The following is a 19,226-nucleotide window of genomic DNA, read 5'->3' on the forward strand; positions in this document are numbered from 1 at the left end:
TCCGGCCGCCGAACGGTTTTTCACAGGCCCGGCCCCGGTCTCGACGCGGGTGTTACCCGGTGGTTAGGGTGCGCCCACCACTGCGAACACACCGGAGAGGGGATGCCCGTGTCCGCGACGGACGACGAAGCGCTGTTCGTGCTCACGGCGGCGATGCTGACGCCCGCGCAGTTCCCGGGCGTCCTGGCCGACGACTATCCGGCGGCCTGCGCCGAACTCGGGCTGCAGCCGGTGGACGACGGCTACGGCCTCGTCTTCGGCCAGGACGGGACGGGCGCCCGGTGGACGGTGGCGATCAGCGACACGGCGATGGTGGCGTGCGCCCTCGCCGCGTGGGACTGCGGGCTGGAGTACGACCTCTCCCCCGACGCACGCTCCGTCGTCGCCGCCCTGCCCGGCTGGCCGCTGCCGGTCGCGGTGGCGGCGCCCGGCGTCCCCGATCCCCATGATCCGCCGGAGGAGGAGAGCGGCCCGCCGCTCTCGCCGCCGGACACCACGACGTGGGGGCCGGCGCAGCGTCGCCTCGGCGCCGACGAGATAGCGCTCCGCTGGCGGGTCTGGCGGGAACAGCTCGACGCGGGGGACGAGTCGGACACCTCGGACGAGGAGGGCGAGGCGAAGGACACCGGCGGCACCGTCGGTTCCGATGCGCCGGGTACGACCGCGCAGGCCGGCAAGGACTCCGGGGAGCGGTCTCCTGAGCCGTCCGGGAAGGACTCCGCCGAGGGCTCCGGTAAGAAACCCGACGGCACCGGGTCCGCCGGCACCGGCACCGCCGGCCCCGAGCCCAAGGCCGCCGGGCCCGGTGCCCCGGAGCCCGGCGCCGGCGGCCTCCACCCCGGGGTCCGCCGCGCACTGGTGGCCGCCCAGGAGTACCTGCGGACGCCCCCGCCCCCCGGCCGCATACGCTCGACCGCGGCCGGCGAGGGCGTCCGAACCCTGCGCGTGGACGGCGAGGACTGGAGCCTGGTGGCCCGTACGGACGACATCGCCTTCGTGCTGCTCGACGAGGAGCCCGGCGAGGTGCTGCCGGTCGGCCGGGGGCCGGAGCTCCCCGGCCTGCTGGAGTCCCTGGAGAAGCTGGCCGTACGCCCCTCCTGAGCGCGCACGCGTGCGGTCAGGCGCCCTGGCCGTCCGCCCGGACCTTGCCGTCGACCTTGCGCGCGGCGATCAGGACCGGGTCCCACACCGGCGAGAACGGCGGGGCGTAGCCCAGGTCGAGCGCGGTCATCTGCTCGGCCGTCATGCCCGCGGTGAGCGCCACCGCGCCGATGTCCACCCGCTTGCCCGCGCCTTCGCGGCCGACGATCTGCAGCCCGAGCAGCCGCCCGGTGAGCCGCTCGGCGATGGCCTTGACCGTCATCGGGGCGGCGCCGGGGTAGTAGCCGGCCCTGCTGGTCGACTCGATGACCGCGGTGACGTACTGCAGCCCGGCGGCGCGCGCCTGCGACTCCTTCAGTCCCGTGCGGGCGATCTCCAGGTCGCAGACCTTGCTGACGGCGGTGCCCACGACGCCGGGGAAGGTGGCGTAACCGCCGCCGATGTTGGTGCCGATGACCCGGCCCTGCTTGTTGGCGTGGGTGCCCAGCGGGATGTGCTGCATGGCGCCGGAGACCAGGTTGAGGACCTCCACGCAGTCGCCGCCCGCCCAGATCGCCTCCTCGCCGCGCACGCGCATCGCGCGGTCGGTGAGCAGCCCGCCGTACGCGCCGAGCGGCAGCCCCGCGTCGCGGGCGAGGCCGGTGCTGGGCGCGACGCCGAGACCGAGCACGACGACGTCCGCGGGGTACTCGCCCCCGTCGGTGGCCACGGCGCGGACCCGGCCGTCCGTCCCGGTGAGCACCTCGCGCACCGGCGCTCCGGTGACGACGGTGATGCCGAGCCCCTCCATGGCCTCCCGCACGAGCCGGCCCATGTCCGGGTCGAGGGTCGCCATGGGCTGCTCGGCGGCTTCCACGAGGGTGACCCGCAGCCCGTGCCGCAGCATGGCCTCGGCCATCTCCACGCCGATGTAGCCGCCGCCGACCACGACGGCGTTCCGCGGGGACCTGTCGGCGAGGGCGTCGATGATGTCCTCGCCGTCGTCGAGGATCTGCACCCCGTACACGCCGTCCGCGTCGATGCCGGGGATCGGGGGCCGCTTGGGCACGGCGCCGGTGGCGACGACGAGCTGGTCGTACCCCGTCCACTCCTCGGCCCCGAGGACGTCACGGGTGCGCACCCGGCCGCGGTCCCGGTCGATCTCGACGACCTCGGTGCCGAGCCGGACGTCGATGTCGTGGGAGCGGTGCTTCTCGGGGGTGCGGGCGATCAGCTTCTCCGGTCCTGCGGCGTCGCCCGCGATCCAGTACGGGATACCGCAGGCCGAGTAGGAGGTGCGCCGCCCGCGTTCGAAGGCGATCACCTCCAGTTCGTCCGGCCCCTTCCTCCTGCGCGCCTGCGACGCCGCCGACATCCCTGCGGCGTCCCCACCGATGACCACCAGCCGTTCCCTCATGTCCCGCAGCGTATGCGCCGCCCCCGGTGTCCCGCCCGGTCAACCCGTTGCCGCAGACTGGGCGGCATGGACCTGCAGATCACCGCGACCTCCCCGGACCATCCGGCGACCCTCCTCGACCTGCCGTGGAACGTGCCGCTGGAGGAGTGGCCCGAGGAGCACCTGGTGTCGCTGCCGCGCGGCATCTCGCGGCACGTCGTCCGCTTCGCCCTGGCCGGCGACGAGGTCGTGGCGGTCAAGGAGGTCGGCGAGTGGGCGGCCGTCCGCGAGTACGGTCTGCTGCGCGACCTGGACCGCATGGGCATACCCGCGGTCGACGCCCTCGCCGTCGTCACCGGCCGCACCGACGACCGCGGCGAGCCCCTGGAGCCGGTGCTGATCACCCGCCACCTGGGAGGCTCTCAGCCGTACCGCTCGATGTTCGAGACGACGATGCGCCCGGGCACGGTCAACCGGCTCCTGGACGCGCTCGCGGTGCTGCTGGTCCGACTGCACCTGGCGGGCTTCGCCTGGGGCGACTGCTCGCTGTCGAACACCCTCTTCCGCCGTGACGCGGGCGCCTACGCCGCCTACCTGGTGGACGCGGAGACCGGGCAGATCCAGCCCACCCTCTCGCGCGGCCAGCGGGAGTACGACATCGAGGTGGCCCGGGTGAACATCGCGGGCGAGCTGATGGACCTGGAGGCGGGCGGATCGCTGCACCCGTCGGTGGACCCGGTCACCTTCGGGCAGGCCATCGCGGACCGCTACGAGGAGCTGTGGCACGAGCTCACCCGCGAGTCGGTGTACCCGGTGGCGAAGCGGCACTACATCGACCGGCGCATCCGGCGGCTCAACGAGCTCGGCTTCGACGTGGCGGAGATGCAGATCCAGAAGTCGCCCGACGGCGACGACGTCACCTTCCTGCCCAAGGTCGTGGACGCCGGGCACCACCAGCGCCAGTTGCTGCGCCTCACCGGCCTGGACGCCGAGGAGAACCAGGCCCGCAGCCTCCTCAACGACCTCGAGACGTGGATGGCGAGCCAGGAGGACTACGCCCCGGGCGACCCGCTGGGCGCCCGCCCGGAGGTGCTGGCCCACCGGTGGGTGCGCGACGTCTTCCGCCCGACGGTCCGCGCCGTGCCGCGCGAGCTGCGCGGTTCGCTGGACACCGCGCAGATCTACCACGAGCTGCTGGAGCACCGCTGGCTCATGTCGGAGCGGGCCCAGGGCGACGTGGGCCTGGACGCGGCGGTCGAGGACTACATCCACAACGTGCTCCTCGCGTCGCCGCAGGGGCCGGCCGTTCCCCTGCCGCCGGACTAGGCACGGGCCGTATTCTCGACGGGTGGGCGACCGGAGTTCGCTGAGGGGCGTCTTCGGCGAGGACGCCGAGCTGTACGACCGGGTCCGCCCCGGGTATCCCGGCGTGGTCTTCGACGACCTGGCCGGGGTCGCGGGGCTCGGTCCCGGCGCTCGCGTGCTGGAGATCGGCTGCGGGACCGGGCAGGCCACCGTGCCGCTCGCGGAGCGCGGCTTGCGCGTGACGGCCGTCGAGCTGGGCGCGTCCATGGCGGCGGTTGCCCGGCGCCGGCTCGCCGGGTTCCCCGGGGTCGAGGTGGTCGTCTCGGCGTTCGAGGAGTGGCCGCTTCCGGACGAGCCGTTCGACGCCGTCGTCTCGGCCACGGCGTTCCACTGGATCGACCCCGCCGTGGCAGTCGTGAAGTCCGCCGACGCGTTGCGCCCCGGCGGGGTGCTGGCCGTCATCGGCACCCACCACGTGGACGGCGGCACCCGGTCCTTCTTCGCGGACGTCCAGGAGTGCTACGAGCGCTTCGACCCGGCGACGCCGCCGGGCCTTCGGCCACGCGCGGCGGCACTCGTGCCCGCCGACAGCGGGGAGACGGACCGCTCCGGGCGCTTCGGGCCGGCCGTCTTCCACCGCTACGAGCGCGAACTGCCGTACAGCACGGACGAGTACCTGGACTTGTTGCTCAGCTACTCCAACCACCGCGCCCTGTCCGCCGCCCGCAGGCAGGGGCTGCTCGGCTGTATCCGCGCGCTGATCGACGGCCGCCACGGCGGCCGCGTCGTCAAGCGGTACCTGACGGAACTGCGCATGACACGGCGTCTGTGACGGACGCGACGCGGCCGGCGCCCACACGGAGCACGGCGACCGGCCGCGCGCCCGGCCCGACCGGCCGCCAGTACCGCGCGATTCACAGGCCCACGTCCTACCCGGCTACGGAGGCCTCCCGCCGCAGCCCCACGATCAGCGCCGCCTCCGCCACGTCCGGGGCGGGGTGGCCGCGCAGGGCGGTCAGCTCGGCCGGCCAGGGATCCGCCCACCCGCTGGATCTACCGCCGTGGTCGACGAGGCGCACGGCCAGCAGCCCCGCGACGGCACTCGTGCGCCCGCCCAAGTCGCGGGCCACGTCGAGCATCGGCCCGAACGGTTCAGGGGCGCCGGAGACCGGCTGGGGGGAGGCGCCGGAACCGAGGGTGTCCGGATGCCGCTCGGCGAGCCGCACACAGCGGTCCCAGCGGGCCAGGCCGCCGTCTCCCTCGCGCACTGCCGTGAAAGCCGCCTCGTAGGCGACGCGGGTGGCTGCCCCTGGCAGCCCCGCCCGTTCGAGGGCGTCGGCGTACGCATCGTGCACCGCCGCGACGGGTGGCCGCCGGCCCGTCGCCAGGGAGTGGAGCGCGGACAGCTCCGCCTGCTCCACGAGGGCGTCCAGCGCCCTCCGCAGCTCGGCGACAGCGGGCCCGGACCGGGCGAGCGCGCCGAGCACGGTCCCGGCGGCGAGCCGCTCCTCCCGCGAGCGGGCCTCGTGGGCCAGCGCGACCGCAAGCGCGGCGGCGACCGCCTCGTCGGCGCCCTGCGCGCCGCCGGTGTTGCCCAAGGCAGTGCAGGCCGCGGTCACGACCTCCGTAGCACCGCCTTCACGCACCACCTCGGCCAGGAAGCGGTTGTACGTCACCCGGGCGGCCGGCGCGAGGCCGGGGCGGCGGCGCAGGACCTCCTCACGTACGGACTCGTGGGCCAACCCACGGCGCAACCGGGCGGCGACCCCGGGGTGTTCGAGGCGGCGGGTCAACGGGGCCGCCAGCACGGCGAGTACGTCGCGATGCTGGTCCGGCACGTCCCAGGCGGCGAGCACGACGCCGAAGGCCTCCCCGCCGGGCCGTTCGCCGAGGGCGCGCGCCGCCTCCTTCCGTGAACCGACCGGCGCCCGCGGGTCGCACACGATCCCGCCCAGTCGTTCGAGGGCCTCTGCGTCCGGGACTGTGTCGAGGAGTCGGCGCAGCCCCGCCATCGCGGCACGGCCGCGGACCCCGCCCAGGGCGGCGTGCTCCAGCAACGGCTCGAGCGGGCCGCGGTCCGCCACACGTCCGAGGGAAGTCAAAGCGGCGGCCACGACGGGCTGTGGTGCCCCGTTCGCGACCAGCCGTCGCAGAGCGGGGGCGTCCCGCAACAGGACCGCCGCATCGACACGCCGCCGCATGGGAAGCTCGGGGTCATCGGCGACGGCCGTGAGGCGGCGGACGAAAGCGGCGCGCTGCGCGGGCAGCCAGCGGCCCGCGGCGGTCTCCGGAAGCCGGGGCACCCGGGCACCGCTGCCCTCGACCGACAGCAGTGCCTCGAGCAGGTCGGTGCGGCGGCGCACCACCGTCCACAGCACGCGGGGCACATCGGTGAGCGCCCGCCCGGAGGCAAGGAGCCGGGCGACGCGTTCCTCGCGCTTCGCGGGGTCGGCCAGCCATGCCTCGGCGGCGCGCGCCCGGACGGCGGGGTCCTCGTCCTCGAGCGCGGTGCGGGCGAGGAGGGCGTCGCATCCGGGGAGCGCGGAAGCGTGTCGTTCCAGCAGCACGGCGAGCCCGAGCACCTTCCCGGACGCAGCGCCCTCCTGCGGCGCCGCCGACCAGATCGCCCGGGCGGTGGCGCGGTCCACGACGAGCGGTGCCCGCGCCCCCTGGTGACGTGGATCGGCGACGACCTGTGCGAGCAGCAGCGCGACGGCCGCGGCACGACCGTGGTCGCCGTGCGCAGCGGCGCCCAGGACGACGCGTCGCAGCAGGCGATCCGCGCACTCCAGGGTGTAGGCGGTGGAGTCCCCGGACTGGACCGTGGTGAGGGCGGCATCCCGCAACGCCGCATAGGGGACGGCGGCCAGCAGCCGGGTGGGAGCGGCGCCCGCCTGCGCGAGCGCGGCCTGGCGCACGCCGAACTGGTCGTGCCAGGCACGCTCGCAGGAGGCGAACACCCGCCCGTACTCCGCGGGGTCACCGTGGTGCGCGGCGGCGGCGAGCAGCGCGGGCCAGGCGTCCCGCCGCACGTGGGGGGCGAAGCTGTCGGTGGCCTGCCGATACAGCTCCTCGGCCTCGGGGAGTGGCAGCAGCGTGCCGATGACCGGCCAGAAGCGGTCCCGTCGACCGGGACGCGCCCGCAGCATCGGCCGCACGAGCGCGGCACGCTCCTCGGGCTCCAGCGCGGCGATGCTGCGGAAGGGAATCGTCTCGCGGCTCTCCGGGGCGGGCATCCGCTCCCGGACGAGACCGGCCCGCAGGCCGGCGGACAGGAGGACGAGGAGCGGATCCGCGGTGAGCGCGTCGGCCGGCCCTGGAGGGCACTCGTCCGGGGTGCGGAAGACGGAGGCGAGGGTGGCGAGTTCCTCCGGCGTCAGGTCGCGGAGCGCGCGCCGGACACGCCGGGACAGCGGCGTTCCCTGGAGCGGCAGGCTCTCCGGGCGCGCCCGGCGGACGGCGGCGAGCAGATCCCGGGGCCGGCGCAGCGCGGCGGCGGTCACCACGTCCGTCATGAAGTGCGGTGCCTTCTCGGCGAGCAGTACCGCGGCTGCGGGGTCCCGGCGGGCGACGGTCTCGGCGAGCTGCCAGTGACGGCGCATGACGGTGTACCAGGAGTAGTGGTCGTAGGACTGCTCGCCGAGGCCGACCAGGTGGGCCGCGACCGCTCCGGGTGCGGTCCGGGCGAGCGGCACGAGCACGCCGTGGGGCACGTCGAGGCGGGGCAGCCACTCCGCCACGGCGTCGGGCGCACACGCCGGCAGCAGGTGGGCCGCCTCGCTGTCGCCATGGCGCTCACGCACCTGGGGCAGCAGCCGGGCGGCGAGTTCCCGGCGCCGGGAGAGCCGCAGGACGCGGAAGGTGTCGTGCCGTACGTCCCTCGTCCCGTCCAACGCGAGCCGGGCCAGGGCGTCGCCGGCGACGGGGAGCCGGATCGAGGCCGCCAGGGCGCGGCGGCGCAGCAAGGGGTCTTCGAGAGCGGCGGCCACCGCAGCGAGGTCACGGCGGACGACGGCGAGGAAGAGCGCGAGGTGCCGGTCGTCCGGGCCGCCGGCATCGAGGGCGGCGTGCGCGGCGCGGTAGGCGGCGTCGTCGAGGGAGCGGACGTGCTCGGCGATGGACCGCATGCGGGCCGGGTAGGGCAGGTGGTCGAAGCCGGTGTACAGGGTGCGGACGTCTCCTCGGAAGCTCCTCCGGCCGTCCGCGGTTGCGTACGGTCCCGGGCCGCCCGTGCCGGGCGGCGCAGGGGTGATCGTTCCCGCGGGGAACCGCGGCCGCAAGTGAATTACGCTCTGGCGGCGTCGGGGCCGCGTGTCGCGGAGACGGTGAGGCGGACGTAGTCCACGACGGGCTCCGGCAGGCGCTCGGCGACGGCGTGGACGAAGGTTTCGTGCTCCTCGGCGGGGAGACGTTCCAGGTGTCCGCCGAGGACGACGACGGCCAGGTAGGAGAGCAGTTGCGGGCCGGGTTCGAGCCGGGCGGGATCGGGCACGAGGGCGACGTCGACGTCGATGAAGCCGGTGTCCAGCAGCCGCCGTTCGGTTTCCTTGACGCCCGCGAAGTTCCAGACGGCGGGCCGTCGGCCGAGGACGTCGTCGACGGCGGCCGACACGGCGGCGATGTTGCCCTGCCCGCCGCATTCGGCGACGAGGCGTCCGCCGGGGCGAAGGACGCGCGCGATGCCACGGAAGAGCGCGGCGTGGTCGGGGATCCAGTGGAAGGTGGCGACGCTGGTGACGGCGTCCACCAGGCCCGTCACGGGGAGAGGGCCGGTGATGTCGGCGTGCACGACCTCGACGCGGTCCAGCCGCCCGGCGAGGCGGTCGCGCAGCCGCTCCAGCATGCGAAGTGATCCGTCCACGGCGACGACACGACCGTGCGGGAGCAGGCCGAGCAGCGCTTCCGTGTCGCGTCCTGTGCCGCAGCCCAGGTCGAGCACGCGCTCGTCGCCGCGCGGCGCGAGGCGGTCCAGGGTTTTGCGGCCCCACTGGGCGTGGGGCAACGGCAGGCTGTCGTAGGTGGAGGCGTCCCATTCCCGCGTCATGACCTCCACCGTAGCCACGCTTTTCCACCAAGCGATACACGCGTCTCACATAGTGGTAATCCGTATCCGGAGCAGCGGCAACCGGTCGAGGACGGCGACCGGGGCGGCGTCGAGGCGGTGATCCGGCCGGACGAGGGGCGTCTCAGGCCGAGGCGCTGTACGGCCTGGACACCTTCCCCCGATTGGAAGCCGCCTTCCACCTCGACCGGGTGCCCCGAGGAGCAGTGGCGGTCGGCGCGGCAAGAACCGGCCCGACCGGCTGGAGGGTGTCGCGTTGCAAGATCTTGCGGGGCGACGGGCTGGAGGTCCACGTCGCGGGGCCGGACGCGGCGGACTGCGCGCCGGTGCCGGACCTCAAGCCGCGGATGGCCGAGGTCGGGCCCCGGGCCGCGGCCTTCCGGGCGGACCGGGCCACCGGGTCGACGCGTGACCACTACGGGGCGCCCGGCTGCGTGACCCCTTTACCGCTCTGTCATGTCCCAGTAATCTCATGAAGCTTCTTGCAGCAACTTGCAGGAGACTCACGGCTGTTCCTTTCGTGGCGCGCGGGAGGGCCTGCCTCACCCGCACCGGCCGCCGCCCCGGCGGCCCCTGCCCGAGGAGCCCCCGTATGAACCGACCCGCGCGCCCTGGACGCCATCGCGCGCTGCGCACCGTGCTGTTGCTCGTCGGTGGTCTGCTGCTCGGCCTGCTGCCGGCGGGCCTGTCCTTCGCCGCCACCACGGCGACGGTCTACTACCGTCCCGCCTCCGCCTGGACCACCGTCAGCCTCCACTACGCACCCACCGGCGGCGCCTGGACGACCGTGCCGGGCGTCGCCATGGAGGCGGCCTGCCCCGGCTGGTACTCCAGGACCGTCGACCTGGGCGGGGCCGGCGGACTCTCCGCCGCCTTCACCAACGGCAGCGGCGCCTGGGACAACAACGGCGGCGGCGACTACCGGCTCGGCACCGGCACCAGCGCCGTCTCCTCCGGCGCGGTGACCACGGCCGACCCCTGCGCCGACGCCGCACCGACCGCCGCCACCGTCTACTACTCGACCACCAACCGCAACTGGCCTTCGTACTACCTGCACTGGGCCCCCACCGGCGGCTCCTGGACCACCCCGCCCGGTACGCGGATGGCCGCGGCCTGCACCGGGTGGGTCAGGCTCACCGTCGACCTGGGCACCGCGACGACCTGGCAGGCCACCTTCACCGACGGCAACGGCACCTGGGACAACAACGGCGGCGGCAACTACCGGCTCGGCACCGGCACGATCACGGTGAAGGACGGCACCGTCGCCCACAGCGACCCGTGCAGCGGCACGGGGGAACCATCCGGTCACGGCGCGACCGTCTACTACGCCACGGACACCGTCGGCTGGGCCACCTACAACCTGCACTGGGCGCCGGCCGGCGGCGCCTGGACGGCCGTCCCAGGCGTCGCCATGGAGGCGGCCTGCACCGGCTGGGTGCGCGCGACGGTCGACCTCGGCACCGCGACGACCTGGCAGGCCGCGTTCAACAACGGCAACGGCACCTGGGACAACAACAACGGCGGCAACTACCGGCTCGCGGAAGGCATCAGCACGGTCAAGAACAGGGTCGTGACACCGGACGCCGACGACCCGTGCGCGGACTCCGAGCCCGACTCGGCGGCGCCCACCGCCCCCACCGGGGTGACCGCGAAGGCGACGGGCACGTCGGTCGTGGTGAGCTGGACCGCCGCTACCGACGACACGGCCGTCACCGGCTACGAGGTCACCCGCACCGGCGGCACCAAGGGCACGTCGATCGCCCACGTCGCCTCGACCGTCACAAGCCAGACCGGCCTGGAGGAGCGCACCGCCTACACCTACACCGTCAAGGCGCTCGACGCCGCAGGGAACGTCTCGGCCGCCTCCGCCCCCGCCGCGGTCACCACCGGCAAGGCCCCGCGGACCACCCCGGGCGAGCCGCTGGGCGGCGACCCGCGCAAGGACCCGATCTACTTCGTGCTCACCGCCCGCTTCTACGACGGCGACACGTCCAACGACCGCGGCGGCAGCCAGCACGTGAAGTCCGGCAACGCCGCAGGCGGCGACCCCATGTTCCGCGGCGACTTCAAGGGGCTGGTCGACAAGCTCGACTACGTCAAGGGCCTCGGCTTCTCCGCGATCTGGATCACGCCCGTCGTCCTCAACCGCTCGGACTACGACTACCACGGCTACCACGGCTGGGACTTCTACCGGGTCGACCCGCGCCTGGAGTCGGCCGGCGCCTCCTACCAGGACCTGATCAACGCCGCGCACGCCAAGGGCATCAAGGTCTACCAGGACGTCGTCTACAACCACAGCTCGCGCTGGGGCGCCAAGGGGCTGTTCACACCGACCGTGTACGGGGTGCGCGACTCCCAGTGGAGCTGGTACTACGACCAGAAGCGGGACGGCTTCGAATACGACGGCCTGACCGTCGAGCCGGTCTCCGGGAAGTCGTACTACAACGGCGACCTGTGGTCGACCGCCGAGCCCACCGGCAACACCTGCGTCAACTGGGGCGTCCCCACCGGGGGAAGGAGCCCCGAGGGCTACACCCTCTACAACTGCCAGTGGCCGAGCCCGACCTCGGGCATGTTCCCCTCGAAGTACTACCACCAGTGCTGGATCGGCAACTGGGAGGGCGAGGACTCCCGCAGCTGCTGGCTGCACGAGGACCTGGCCGACCTCAACACCGAGAACCCCCAGGTGCAGAACTACCTCATCGGCGCCTACGACAAGTACATCGGCATGGGCGTGGACGGCTTCCGGATCGACACGGCCGTGCACATCCCGCGCGTCACCTGGAACCGCCGTTTCCTGCCCGCCGTGTACGACGCGGTCACGGCGCGGTTCGGTGCGCAGAAGGCGAAGGACTTCTTCGTCTTCGGCGAGGTCGCGGCCTTCGTCAACGACAAGTGGAACCGCGGTTCGGTCAACCACTCGGCGCAGTTCTACACGTGGAAGGAGCGCAGGACGTACAGCGACGACGACACCACTGCCGCGCTGGAGCAGTACACCTACGAGGAGCAGCTCGGCACGGGCAACCAGCCGGTCTCCGACAACGCCTTCCTGAACGGCAACAGCTACCACGCCCCGGACCACAGCCGGTTCTCCGGGATGAACGTCATCGACATGCGGATGCACATGAACTTCGGCTCCGCCTCGAACGCCTTCAACAACGGCAAGGACTCCGACGACAGCACCAATGACGCGACCTACAACGTCGTCTACGTCGACAGCCACGACTACGGTCCCAACAAGTCCTCCTTCCGCTACGCCGAGGGCACCGACGCGTGGGCCGAGAACATGTCGCTGATGTGGACCTTCCGCGGCATCCCGACGCTCTACTACGGATCGGAGATCGAGTTCCAGAAGGGCAAGCAGATCGACTGCGGTCCGACCTGCCCGCTGGCGTCCACGGGCCGCGCCTACTACGGGGCGCACCTGGAGGGCGACGTCACGGCCGCCGGCTTCGGCAGCGTGGCCTCGGCGTCCGGGCAGGTGGCCACGACGCTCGCGCAACCGCTGGTCAAGCACGTGCAGCGGCTGAACCAGATCCGGCGCGCGGTCCCGGCGCTGCAGACGGGGCAGTACTCGACGGCCGGGGTGAGCGGAGAGATGGCCTTCAAGCGCCGCTACACCGACGCCGCCACGGGGGTGGACAGCTTCGCGCTGGTGACGGTGAGCGGCGGCGCCACGTTCACCGGGATCCCCAACGGCACGTACAAGGACGCGGTGACCGGCGCGGTCAGGACGGTGACCGGCGGAAACCTGTCGGTCGACGCGCCCGGCAAGGGCAATCTGCGCGTGTACGTCCTCGACCTGGGCGGGGACAACGCCGCGCCGGGCAAGGTCGGCTCCGACGGGCCCTACCTGAAGTGAGGACCGCGCCCACCGGCCCTCCCCCGCGGCGGAGGGCCGGTGGGGGCGGGGAGGACATCCGGGCGTCCCGGGCGGCGGAGCCCCCCGGGACACCGCGGACTCCGGGGCACCCACCATGGCATCCGGGTGAGGTCCGCGGGCTGCCCGGCGTGTCCCCTCCACGCAAGCCGGTCATATGAGCTGATGTTCATTTCATGGGTTCACACCGTGCGGCCAAGCACGCGCGCCGCCGCGCGGCCGGACGTCCGCGGCGTACCGCGCGCGTCTGGGCGACGGCCGCGGGGACGGCCGGTGTCGTCGCCGTCGCCGCCCTCGGGGTGCACAGCGCGATCATCCACATCGACCCGCCTTCCGTGCACGCCCGCCCCGCGCCGAGCCCCCAGCTCATGCCCTTCCCCGACCTGGCCGCCCGGGCCAGGCTGCAGCGCGTACCGCTCTACCCGGCCCACGAACCCGCCATCGTGCCGCGCAAGAGCTGGGGGGCCGACGAGTCGCTGCGGACCGAGCCCCCGCACTACAGCACCACGGTCAAGGCGGTGTTCCTGCACCACACCGACAGCGGCAACGACTACGCCTGCGAGGACGTGCCCCGGATCATCCGGGACATCTACTCCGGCCACATCCAGAGCCGTCACTGGGACGACGTCGCCTACAACTTCTTCGTCGACAAGTGCGGCACGATCTACGAGGGGCGGGCCGGCGGCTCCGACCGCCCCGTCACCGGGGCGCACTCGATCGGCTTCAACAAGGACACCATGGGGATCGCGGCCATCGGCACCTACGACGCCAAGGGCAGCGTCCCGCAGGCCATGGCCGAGGCGATCGCCCGGATCGCCGCCTGGAAGCTCGGGCTGTCCGACATCGATCCCCGGGGCGAGGTCACCCTGGTGTCCAGCAACAGCAAGAGCCGCTTCAAGAAGGGCGAGCAAGCGGTCTTCCACGTCATCGCGGGCCACCGCGACGCCTACATGACGGACTGTCCCGGCCAGGACCTGTACTCCAGGCTCCCGGAGATCCGCACCGAGGCCGCCAGGCTGCAGGGCCGCCCCCCGCTGCACGCCGCAAAAAGCACGGGCTGACCGGGCCGCCCCCGGTCACCGGGGCGCGAGCGCCAGCAGTGCGACGTCGTCGCCCACCGCGCCCGCGTACCGGCGCAGGTCCTCCCAGACCCCGTCCACGATCGCCTCCGGGGAGGGGTCGGCGCCCTCCGCCAGCCGGGCGGCGAGGCGTTCGGCGAGCGGGTAGAAGGCGCCCGAGGCGTCCCGCGCCTCGGTGACGCCGTCGGTGTACGCGAGGATCACGTCCCCCGGCAGAAGGGGCACCACCGAGGGCCGGGCCGGTGCCTGTCCGGGCAGGCCGGCGCCGAGCGGCGGCCCCGGATCGCACTCCAGCTCCCGCACCTCGCGGCCGCGCAGCAGCAGGGCGGGCGGATGGCCCTGGCAGACCAGCCGGACCCGCGACCCGTCGTGGGGGAACTCCAGCAGCAGGGCGGTGGCGAACAACTCGGCGTTCCCCGCCGCGTCCAGGGAGAGGCGCCGTTCGAGGCGCCCCGCCACCCCGCGCAGTTCCGGCTGGTCCAGCACCGCCTCCCGGAAGGCGCCGAGCAGGGCCGCGACCGTGCCGACCGCGGCGAGCCCGTGCCCCTGGACGTCGGCGACCAGTGCGCGCACGCCGTGGGGCCCGGGCCGTACGTCGTAGAGGTCGCCGCCCACCAGGGTGCCGCGCTGCGCTGCCCGGTACAGGGCGGCGCAGCGCACCTCCCCCACCGTGCCGGGCACCGGGGCGAGGACGGCGAGTTGTGCGGCCTCGGCCACCGACCGGGCCAGCACCAGGCGGCCCCGGAAGCGCTGCTGCAGCGCGGCGATGACCACGCTCAGGGCGCCGATGAGGACGACGGCGCCGAGTTCGGCGCCGGCCAGCGTCCCGGAGCCCACCACGGGGAGCTCCATGACCACCACGACGGCGGCCGCCAGGACCGCGGTGCCCGCCACGCCGTAGGTGAGCGCCGCGAGCGGGGCCACGGCCGCGTAGTAGGCGCCGAGCTCCACGTCGCCGGGGGTGACGCCCTGGGCCAGGATCAGCGCGGCGAGCAGGACGACCGGGAGCAGCCGCAGCCAGCGCGGCGGCGCGCCGATCCGCAGTGTGCCGTCCTCGGCCGTGGCCGTGCCCATGCAGGCACCGTAACCGCGGGCGGCACGGCCCGCGCGTCTCAGCCGGCGGGCGCGGCCGCCGCCCCGACGAGCTCCGGGTGGTGCCTGCGGGCGACCTCGGGGTGGGCGCGCAGCCAGCCCTTGAGCTCGTTGCGGCCGTACTCGGCGAAGAGCGGGTTGGCCGGGTCCCGGGTGGCGCCGGGCGCGCGGTGTGCGTGCTCGAACGGGAGCGGGGCGACCCGCGCGTCGAGGCGGGGGTTGTAGAAGAAGGGCACGGAGTAGCGCTCGCGGGCGCCGGCCGGGCTGACCACGCGGTGGTTGGTGGCCTTGAGGTAGCCGTCGGTGGCGACCTCCAGCAGCTCGCCCAGGTTGACGACGAAGGCGCCGGGCAGCGGAGGCACGTCGTGGAAGCGTCCGTCGGAGCGCTCCACCTGTAGGCCGCCGACCCCGTCCTGGAGCAGCAGGGTGAGGAAGCCGTAGTCCTTGTGCGCGCCGACGCCCTGGTCGCCGCCGGCGGGTGCGGTGCCCGGGTAGCGGACGAGCTTCAGGTGCAGGTGCGGCTCGTCGGCGAAGGCCTCGTCGTAGAAGTCCTCGGGGGCGCCGATGGCAGCGAGCAGTTCGTGCAGCAGGCGGTGCGCGACGCGGCTGAGCCGGTCGATCCAGGCCAGGGAGAGTTCGCGCAGCTCGGGCAGGGCGACGGGCCACTGGTTGGGGCCCTCCAGCCACCAGTACGCGGGCTCACCCGCGGCCGGTACGTGCTGCGGGCGTTCGGCGCCGATGTCGAGCTGGTCGCGCCAGTCCCGGCTGCCGCCGGTGCGCTCGTCGCCGGTGCGGGTGTAGCCGCGGAAGTGCGGGGAGTTCAGGTTGCCGATGGCGAGCCGGTCGGCCTCGGGCAGGGCGAAGAACGCGCGGATCGCCCGCATCAGGGCAGAGGTCTCGTCGGCGGTCACGCCGTGGCCGGTGAGCTGGAAGAAGCCGACCTCGTGCGCTGCGGAGTGCAGTTCGCGGTGGAGACGGGCACGTTCCCCGGGGCCGCGGTCCGCGGCGGAGAGGTCGATCACGGGAAGCTGGAGCGTCATGTGTGGTGTCCGCAGGGTGAGGACCCGGCACGCCGGTGGTGACCGGGGGCCGCGCCGCGGGGCCCTGGTGGGGCGGCGGCGCGTGGGGCCGGGTGGGAGGAGGGGGCGGGGTGGGATCAGCCGCTGCGGCGACAGGACATGCTCGTGACGCGGACGAAGTCCACATGACGGCGACGCACGAGCATGAGCATGGGCCAAGGGTACTGCGCAGCGTCATGCCGGACGGTGACGCATGTCACGCGGCCCCATGAGCCGGCCGGTACGGGCGTGGGGCGACGCCATGGTCGTGCCCGGGAGGGGCGGGCCACGATGTGGCGCAGCCATCCCCGACGTGCCATTGGAGGCTCCCCATGCGCCCCTGGAGAGGCGTCCCCCTGCTCGCCGCCGCCCTGCTCGCGCTCGGCGCGGCCGCGGTCCCCGCCGGCGCGGAGGCGGCCGCGGGTGCAGCCGGACACTGCGCCCGGCTGGAACGGGTCACCGTGCCCGGCGCCGCACACCAGCAGAAGGCCTGCCTGCCCGACATGACGACCACCGCGCTGGCGGGCACCGCGTACACCGACACCGCCGACCAGGCGGGCCTGGCGGCGGCCGGCACCGCCCGCCCGTCCGGCGTCCCGGGCGTGCAGGTCGACGGCTACTTCCCCGACACCTCGGGCTTCAACACCACGCACGGCTGGCAGCACGACGCCCAGTTCGTGCTGCGGCTGCCGGACCGCTGGAACGGCGGCCTGATCGTCACGGGCGCGCCAGGCACCCGCAAGCAGTACTCGCTCGACGTCCTGATCTCCGACTGGGCGGTCGCACAGGGCTACGCCTTCGCCTCCACCGACAAGGGCAACAGCGGTCCGGACTTCTACACCGACGGCCGCCGCACCGGTGACGCGATCGCCGAGTGGAACCGCCGCACGACACAGCTCACGGTGGCCGCGAAGGCGGCGGTGGCCACGCGCTACGGCCGCGCGCCGCACCGCACCTACATGACGGGCATCTCCAACGGGGGCTACCTCACCCGCTGGCAGCTGGAGCACCACCCGGCCCTCTACGACGGCGGCGTGGACTGGGAGGGCACCCTCTGGACGGCGGACGGACCCAACCTGCTGACCTCGCTGCCGGTCACCGTGGCCCGCGCCCAGGGCCGGGCCGGCGACGCGGAGCTGCTGGCGGCCGGGTTCGCGCCGGGTTCGGAGTTCCTGTGGGCGTACCACCAGCAGGCCTACTGGGGTCTGACGCAGAAGGTGTACCGAGCCGAGTTCGACCCCTCCTACGACCCCGCCTGCCCGGGTGCGAGCGCGGGCGCGACCGTGCCGGAGATCCTGGCGCCCTGCGCGTCGGACGCCGACTACGACTACGCGGCGCGCCCGGCCGCCGTGCACCGGGCCGTCGGCCGGGTGTCGCTCGGCGGACGCATCGGCAAGCCGATGATCACCCTGCACGGCACCCTGGACACGCTGCTGCCGATCGCGACCGACTCGGACGTCTACGACCGCATGGTCGACTCGGCGGGCCGGGGCGGGCTGCACCGCTACTACACGATCGAGGGCGGCAACCACGTCGACGGCCTGTACGACACGTACCCGGACCGGCTGCGGCCGATCCTGCCCTGCTACCGGGCCGCGTTCGACGCGCTGACCTCGTGGGTGGAGCGCGGCCGTACGCCGCCCTCCGACCGCACGGTGCCCCGGCCGGCGAGCGGTGACGTGGTCAACTCCTGTGCGCTGACCTGAGGTCAGACCCGCTCGAGCGGACGGTGCGGCCCTTCGGGGAGCTCGACGGCGATCGGGTCGCCGGGCCGCACCTCCCCGCCGCGCAGGACGACGCCCATGATCCCGCCCTTGCGGACGACCGCGCCGTGCTCGTCCCGGCCGACGACCTGCTTGAGCAGGCCCTGCCGGAAGGCGTCGATCTGCAGGCAGGGGTTGCGCAGCCCGGTCACCTCGACGACGGCCTCCGCGCCGAGCCGCAGCCGCGTCCCGACGGGCAGACCCAGGAGGTCGACACCACGCGTGGTGACGTTCTCGCCGAGCTCGCCCGCGGCGACCTCGAAGCCCGCCGTGCGCAGCTCGTCGTGGAGTTCGCCGTGGATGAGGTGGACCTGGCGCAGGTTGGGCTGCGTCGGGTCCTGGGCCACCCGCGACCGGTGCTGCACCGTCACCCCGAGGTGGGCGTCGCCCTCCACGCCGAGCCCGGTCAGCAGGCGGATCCTGTCGCGGGTGGGCTTGCTGAAGTGATGCCCCTCGTCGCGGCTGACGGCGGTGACGGTCGCGGTCATGGTCGCCTGCTCCCCCTCGGTCGGTGTACAGAAAGCCCGGTCATTCTACCGCTGAGATTCATTGAACTTTCAACGATGACGGCGTAATCTGACGTCATGCCTGTTCGCCGTCTCAACCACGCCGTTCTCTACATCCGCGACGTCGCCCGGTCCGTCGAGTTCTACACCGCCGTGTTCGGCTTCCGGATCGACGCGGAGATCCCCGGCCGCGCCGCCTTCCTGAGCGCCCAGGACACGCTCAACGACCACGACCTGGGACTGTTCGCCCTGGGCCCGGACGCCCCCGGCCCCGAACAGGGCCGCGTCGGCCTCTACCACCTGGCCTGGGAGGTCGGCACCCTCGGGGAACTGGCCGACACCGCCCGGCTGCTCACCGAGCGGGGCGCGCTCGTCGGCTCCAGCGACCACGTCGTGTCGAAGTCGCTGTACGCCAAGGACCCGGACGGCAACGAGTTCGAGGTCATGTGGCGCGTCCCCCGCGAGGACTGGCCCGAGGACCAGGGGATCACCCGCCCGCTCCCCCTCGACCTGCAGGCCGACCTGGACCGCTGGGGCCCCGACCTGAGGACCGGCGCCGCCGCGGGCTCCGTCACCTGAGCCGCGGGATCCGTCGCCCTGGGGCGGGCCCCGTCACCGGAGGGGCCGCCGGGTCCCGTCCGCCGTCACTTGCCGATCTCACGCCTCCCGGCCCGGCGCAGCCTGCGTCGCTGGGAGGGGTCGAGGGTGAGGTAGGCGGCCACCGGGACGCCCACGATGACCAGCAGGGCCAGCCACGCGGGCAGTACCCACAACAGGATCAGGCCGACGGCCACGCCGCCGACGGCGACCTTCGCGCGATTGGACATCTTCCCGCCTCCGTCCGCGGCACGTGCCGCGCTCACTGGGGTAAACGCGGCATCACCCGCGGCGGTTCCCCGCGCGGTCGGGGGCGTTTTTGTGCGAGGAAGGGGGGGAGAGAGGGGGGCTCCACGCGTTCTCTTCCCCCTTGTGGTGTTCCTTCCGTTCCCCTTTGTCTCTCTGCGG

Annotated in this window: 14 protein-coding genes; 7 read left to right on the plus strand and 7 right to left on the minus strand. The window is 73.8% G+C overall.

The genetic code is table 11. The features are described from left to right. The first annotated feature begins 102 nt into the window (after positions 1 to 102). The gene (locus ACZ7MY_RS19235; protein WP_499603146.1) at positions 103 to 1,101 is read left to right on the plus strand and encodes a hypothetical protein; all 999 of its coding nucleotides are present in this window, start codon (positions 103 to 105) and stop codon (positions 1,099 to 1,101) included. 16 nt (positions 1,102 to 1,117) lie between these two features. On the opposite strand, the gene ACZ7MY_RS19240 is transcribed toward ACZ7MY_RS19235, so the two are convergent. After that, positions 1,118 to 2,497, minus strand: coding sequence for an FAD-dependent oxidoreductase (locus tag ACZ7MY_RS19240; RefSeq protein ID WP_499603147.1), 1,380 nt, complete (start codon positions 2,495 to 2,497; stop codon positions 1,118 to 1,120). 66 nt (positions 2,498 to 2,563) lie between these two features. On the opposite strand from ACZ7MY_RS19240, the gene ACZ7MY_RS19245 reads away from it, so the two are divergent. Together ACZ7MY_RS19245 and ACZ7MY_RS19250 are read left to right on the plus strand one after the other, a co-directional pair. Next, on the plus strand, positions 2,564 to 3,802 hold the full coding sequence (locus tag ACZ7MY_RS19245; RefSeq protein ID WP_499603148.1) for a DUF4032 domain-containing protein: 1,239 nt from the start codon (positions 2,564 to 2,566) through the stop codon (positions 3,800 to 3,802). A gap of 22 nt (positions 3,803 to 3,824) precedes the next feature. After that, a complete protein-coding gene (locus ACZ7MY_RS19250) occupies positions 3,825 to 4,613 on the plus strand; it encodes a class I SAM-dependent methyltransferase (protein WP_499603149.1) in 789 nt (262 codons plus the stop codon). A 97-nt stretch (positions 4,614 to 4,710) separates the two neighbouring features. Here the strand turns inward: ACZ7MY_RS19250 and ACZ7MY_RS19255 are convergent, their stop codons facing one another. Together ACZ7MY_RS19255 and ACZ7MY_RS19260 are read right to left on the minus strand one after the other, a co-directional pair. Beyond that, positions 4,711 to 7,908: a hypothetical protein gene (locus ACZ7MY_RS19255; protein WP_499603150.1), complete on the minus strand. Its 3,198-nt coding sequence runs from the start codon at positions 7,906 to 7,908 to the stop codon at positions 4,711 to 4,713. Between the two features lie 158 nt (positions 7,909 to 8,066). Beyond that, entirely contained in the window at positions 8,067 to 8,825 is a 759-nt protein-coding gene (locus ACZ7MY_RS19260) for a class I SAM-dependent methyltransferase (RefSeq protein ID WP_499603151.1), read from the minus strand. 610 nt (positions 8,826 to 9,435) lie between these two features. Here ACZ7MY_RS19260 and ACZ7MY_RS19265 point away from each other — a divergent pair. Both ACZ7MY_RS19265 and ACZ7MY_RS19270 read left to right on the plus strand, forming a co-directional pair. Next, complete coding sequence (locus tag ACZ7MY_RS19265) at positions 9,436 to 12,705, plus strand: carbohydrate binding domain-containing protein (RefSeq protein WP_499603152.1); 3,270 nt, start codon at positions 9,436 to 9,438, stop codon at positions 12,703 to 12,705. A 194-nt stretch (positions 12,706 to 12,899) separates the two neighbouring features. Then, complete coding sequence (locus ACZ7MY_RS19270) at positions 12,900 to 13,784, plus strand: peptidoglycan recognition protein family protein (protein WP_499603153.1); 885 nt, start codon at positions 12,900 to 12,902, stop codon at positions 13,782 to 13,784. Positions 13,785 to 13,799: 15 nt separating this feature from the next. Here the strand turns inward: ACZ7MY_RS19270 and ACZ7MY_RS19275 are convergent, their stop codons facing one another. Next, complete coding sequence (locus ACZ7MY_RS19275; RefSeq protein ID WP_499603154.1) at positions 13,800 to 14,876, minus strand: PP2C family protein-serine/threonine phosphatase; 1,077 nt, start codon at positions 14,874 to 14,876, stop codon at positions 13,800 to 13,802. 38 nt (positions 14,877 to 14,914) lie between these two features. After that, positions 14,915 to 15,934, minus strand: coding sequence for an isopenicillin N synthase family dioxygenase (locus ACZ7MY_RS19280; protein ID WP_499603155.1), 1,020 nt, complete (start codon positions 15,932 to 15,934; stop codon positions 14,915 to 14,917). A 350-nt stretch (positions 15,935 to 16,284) separates the two neighbouring features. On the opposite strand from ACZ7MY_RS19280, the gene ACZ7MY_RS19285 reads away from it, so the two are divergent. Beyond that, the gene (locus ACZ7MY_RS19285) at positions 16,285 to 17,658 is read left to right on the plus strand and encodes a tannase/feruloyl esterase family alpha/beta hydrolase (RefSeq protein WP_499603156.1); all 1,374 of its coding nucleotides are present in this window, start codon (positions 16,285 to 16,287) and stop codon (positions 17,656 to 17,658) included. Positions 17,659 to 17,660: 2 nt separating this feature from the next. Here ACZ7MY_RS19285 and ACZ7MY_RS19290 read toward each other — a convergent pair whose 3' ends face one another. Continuing rightward, positions 17,661 to 18,203, minus strand: a complete 543-nt coding sequence (locus tag ACZ7MY_RS19290) for an MOSC domain-containing protein (protein WP_499603157.1) — start codon at positions 18,201 to 18,203, stop codon at positions 17,661 to 17,663. A 96-nt stretch (positions 18,204 to 18,299) separates the two neighbouring features. On the opposite strand from ACZ7MY_RS19290, the gene ACZ7MY_RS19295 reads away from it, so the two are divergent. After that, positions 18,300 to 18,800, plus strand: a complete 501-nt coding sequence (locus ACZ7MY_RS19295; RefSeq protein WP_499603158.1) for a VOC family protein — start codon at positions 18,300 to 18,302, stop codon at positions 18,798 to 18,800. A 65-nt stretch (positions 18,801 to 18,865) separates the two neighbouring features. Here ACZ7MY_RS19295 and ACZ7MY_RS19300 read toward each other — a convergent pair whose 3' ends face one another. Further along, a complete protein-coding gene (locus ACZ7MY_RS19300; protein WP_499603159.1) occupies positions 18,866 to 19,048 on the minus strand; it encodes a tail-anchor membrane protein in 183 nt (60 codons plus the stop codon). Positions 19,049 to 19,226 lie beyond the last annotated feature (178 nt).

Source organism: Streptomyces sp. NPDC111520, from assembly GCF_055635295.1.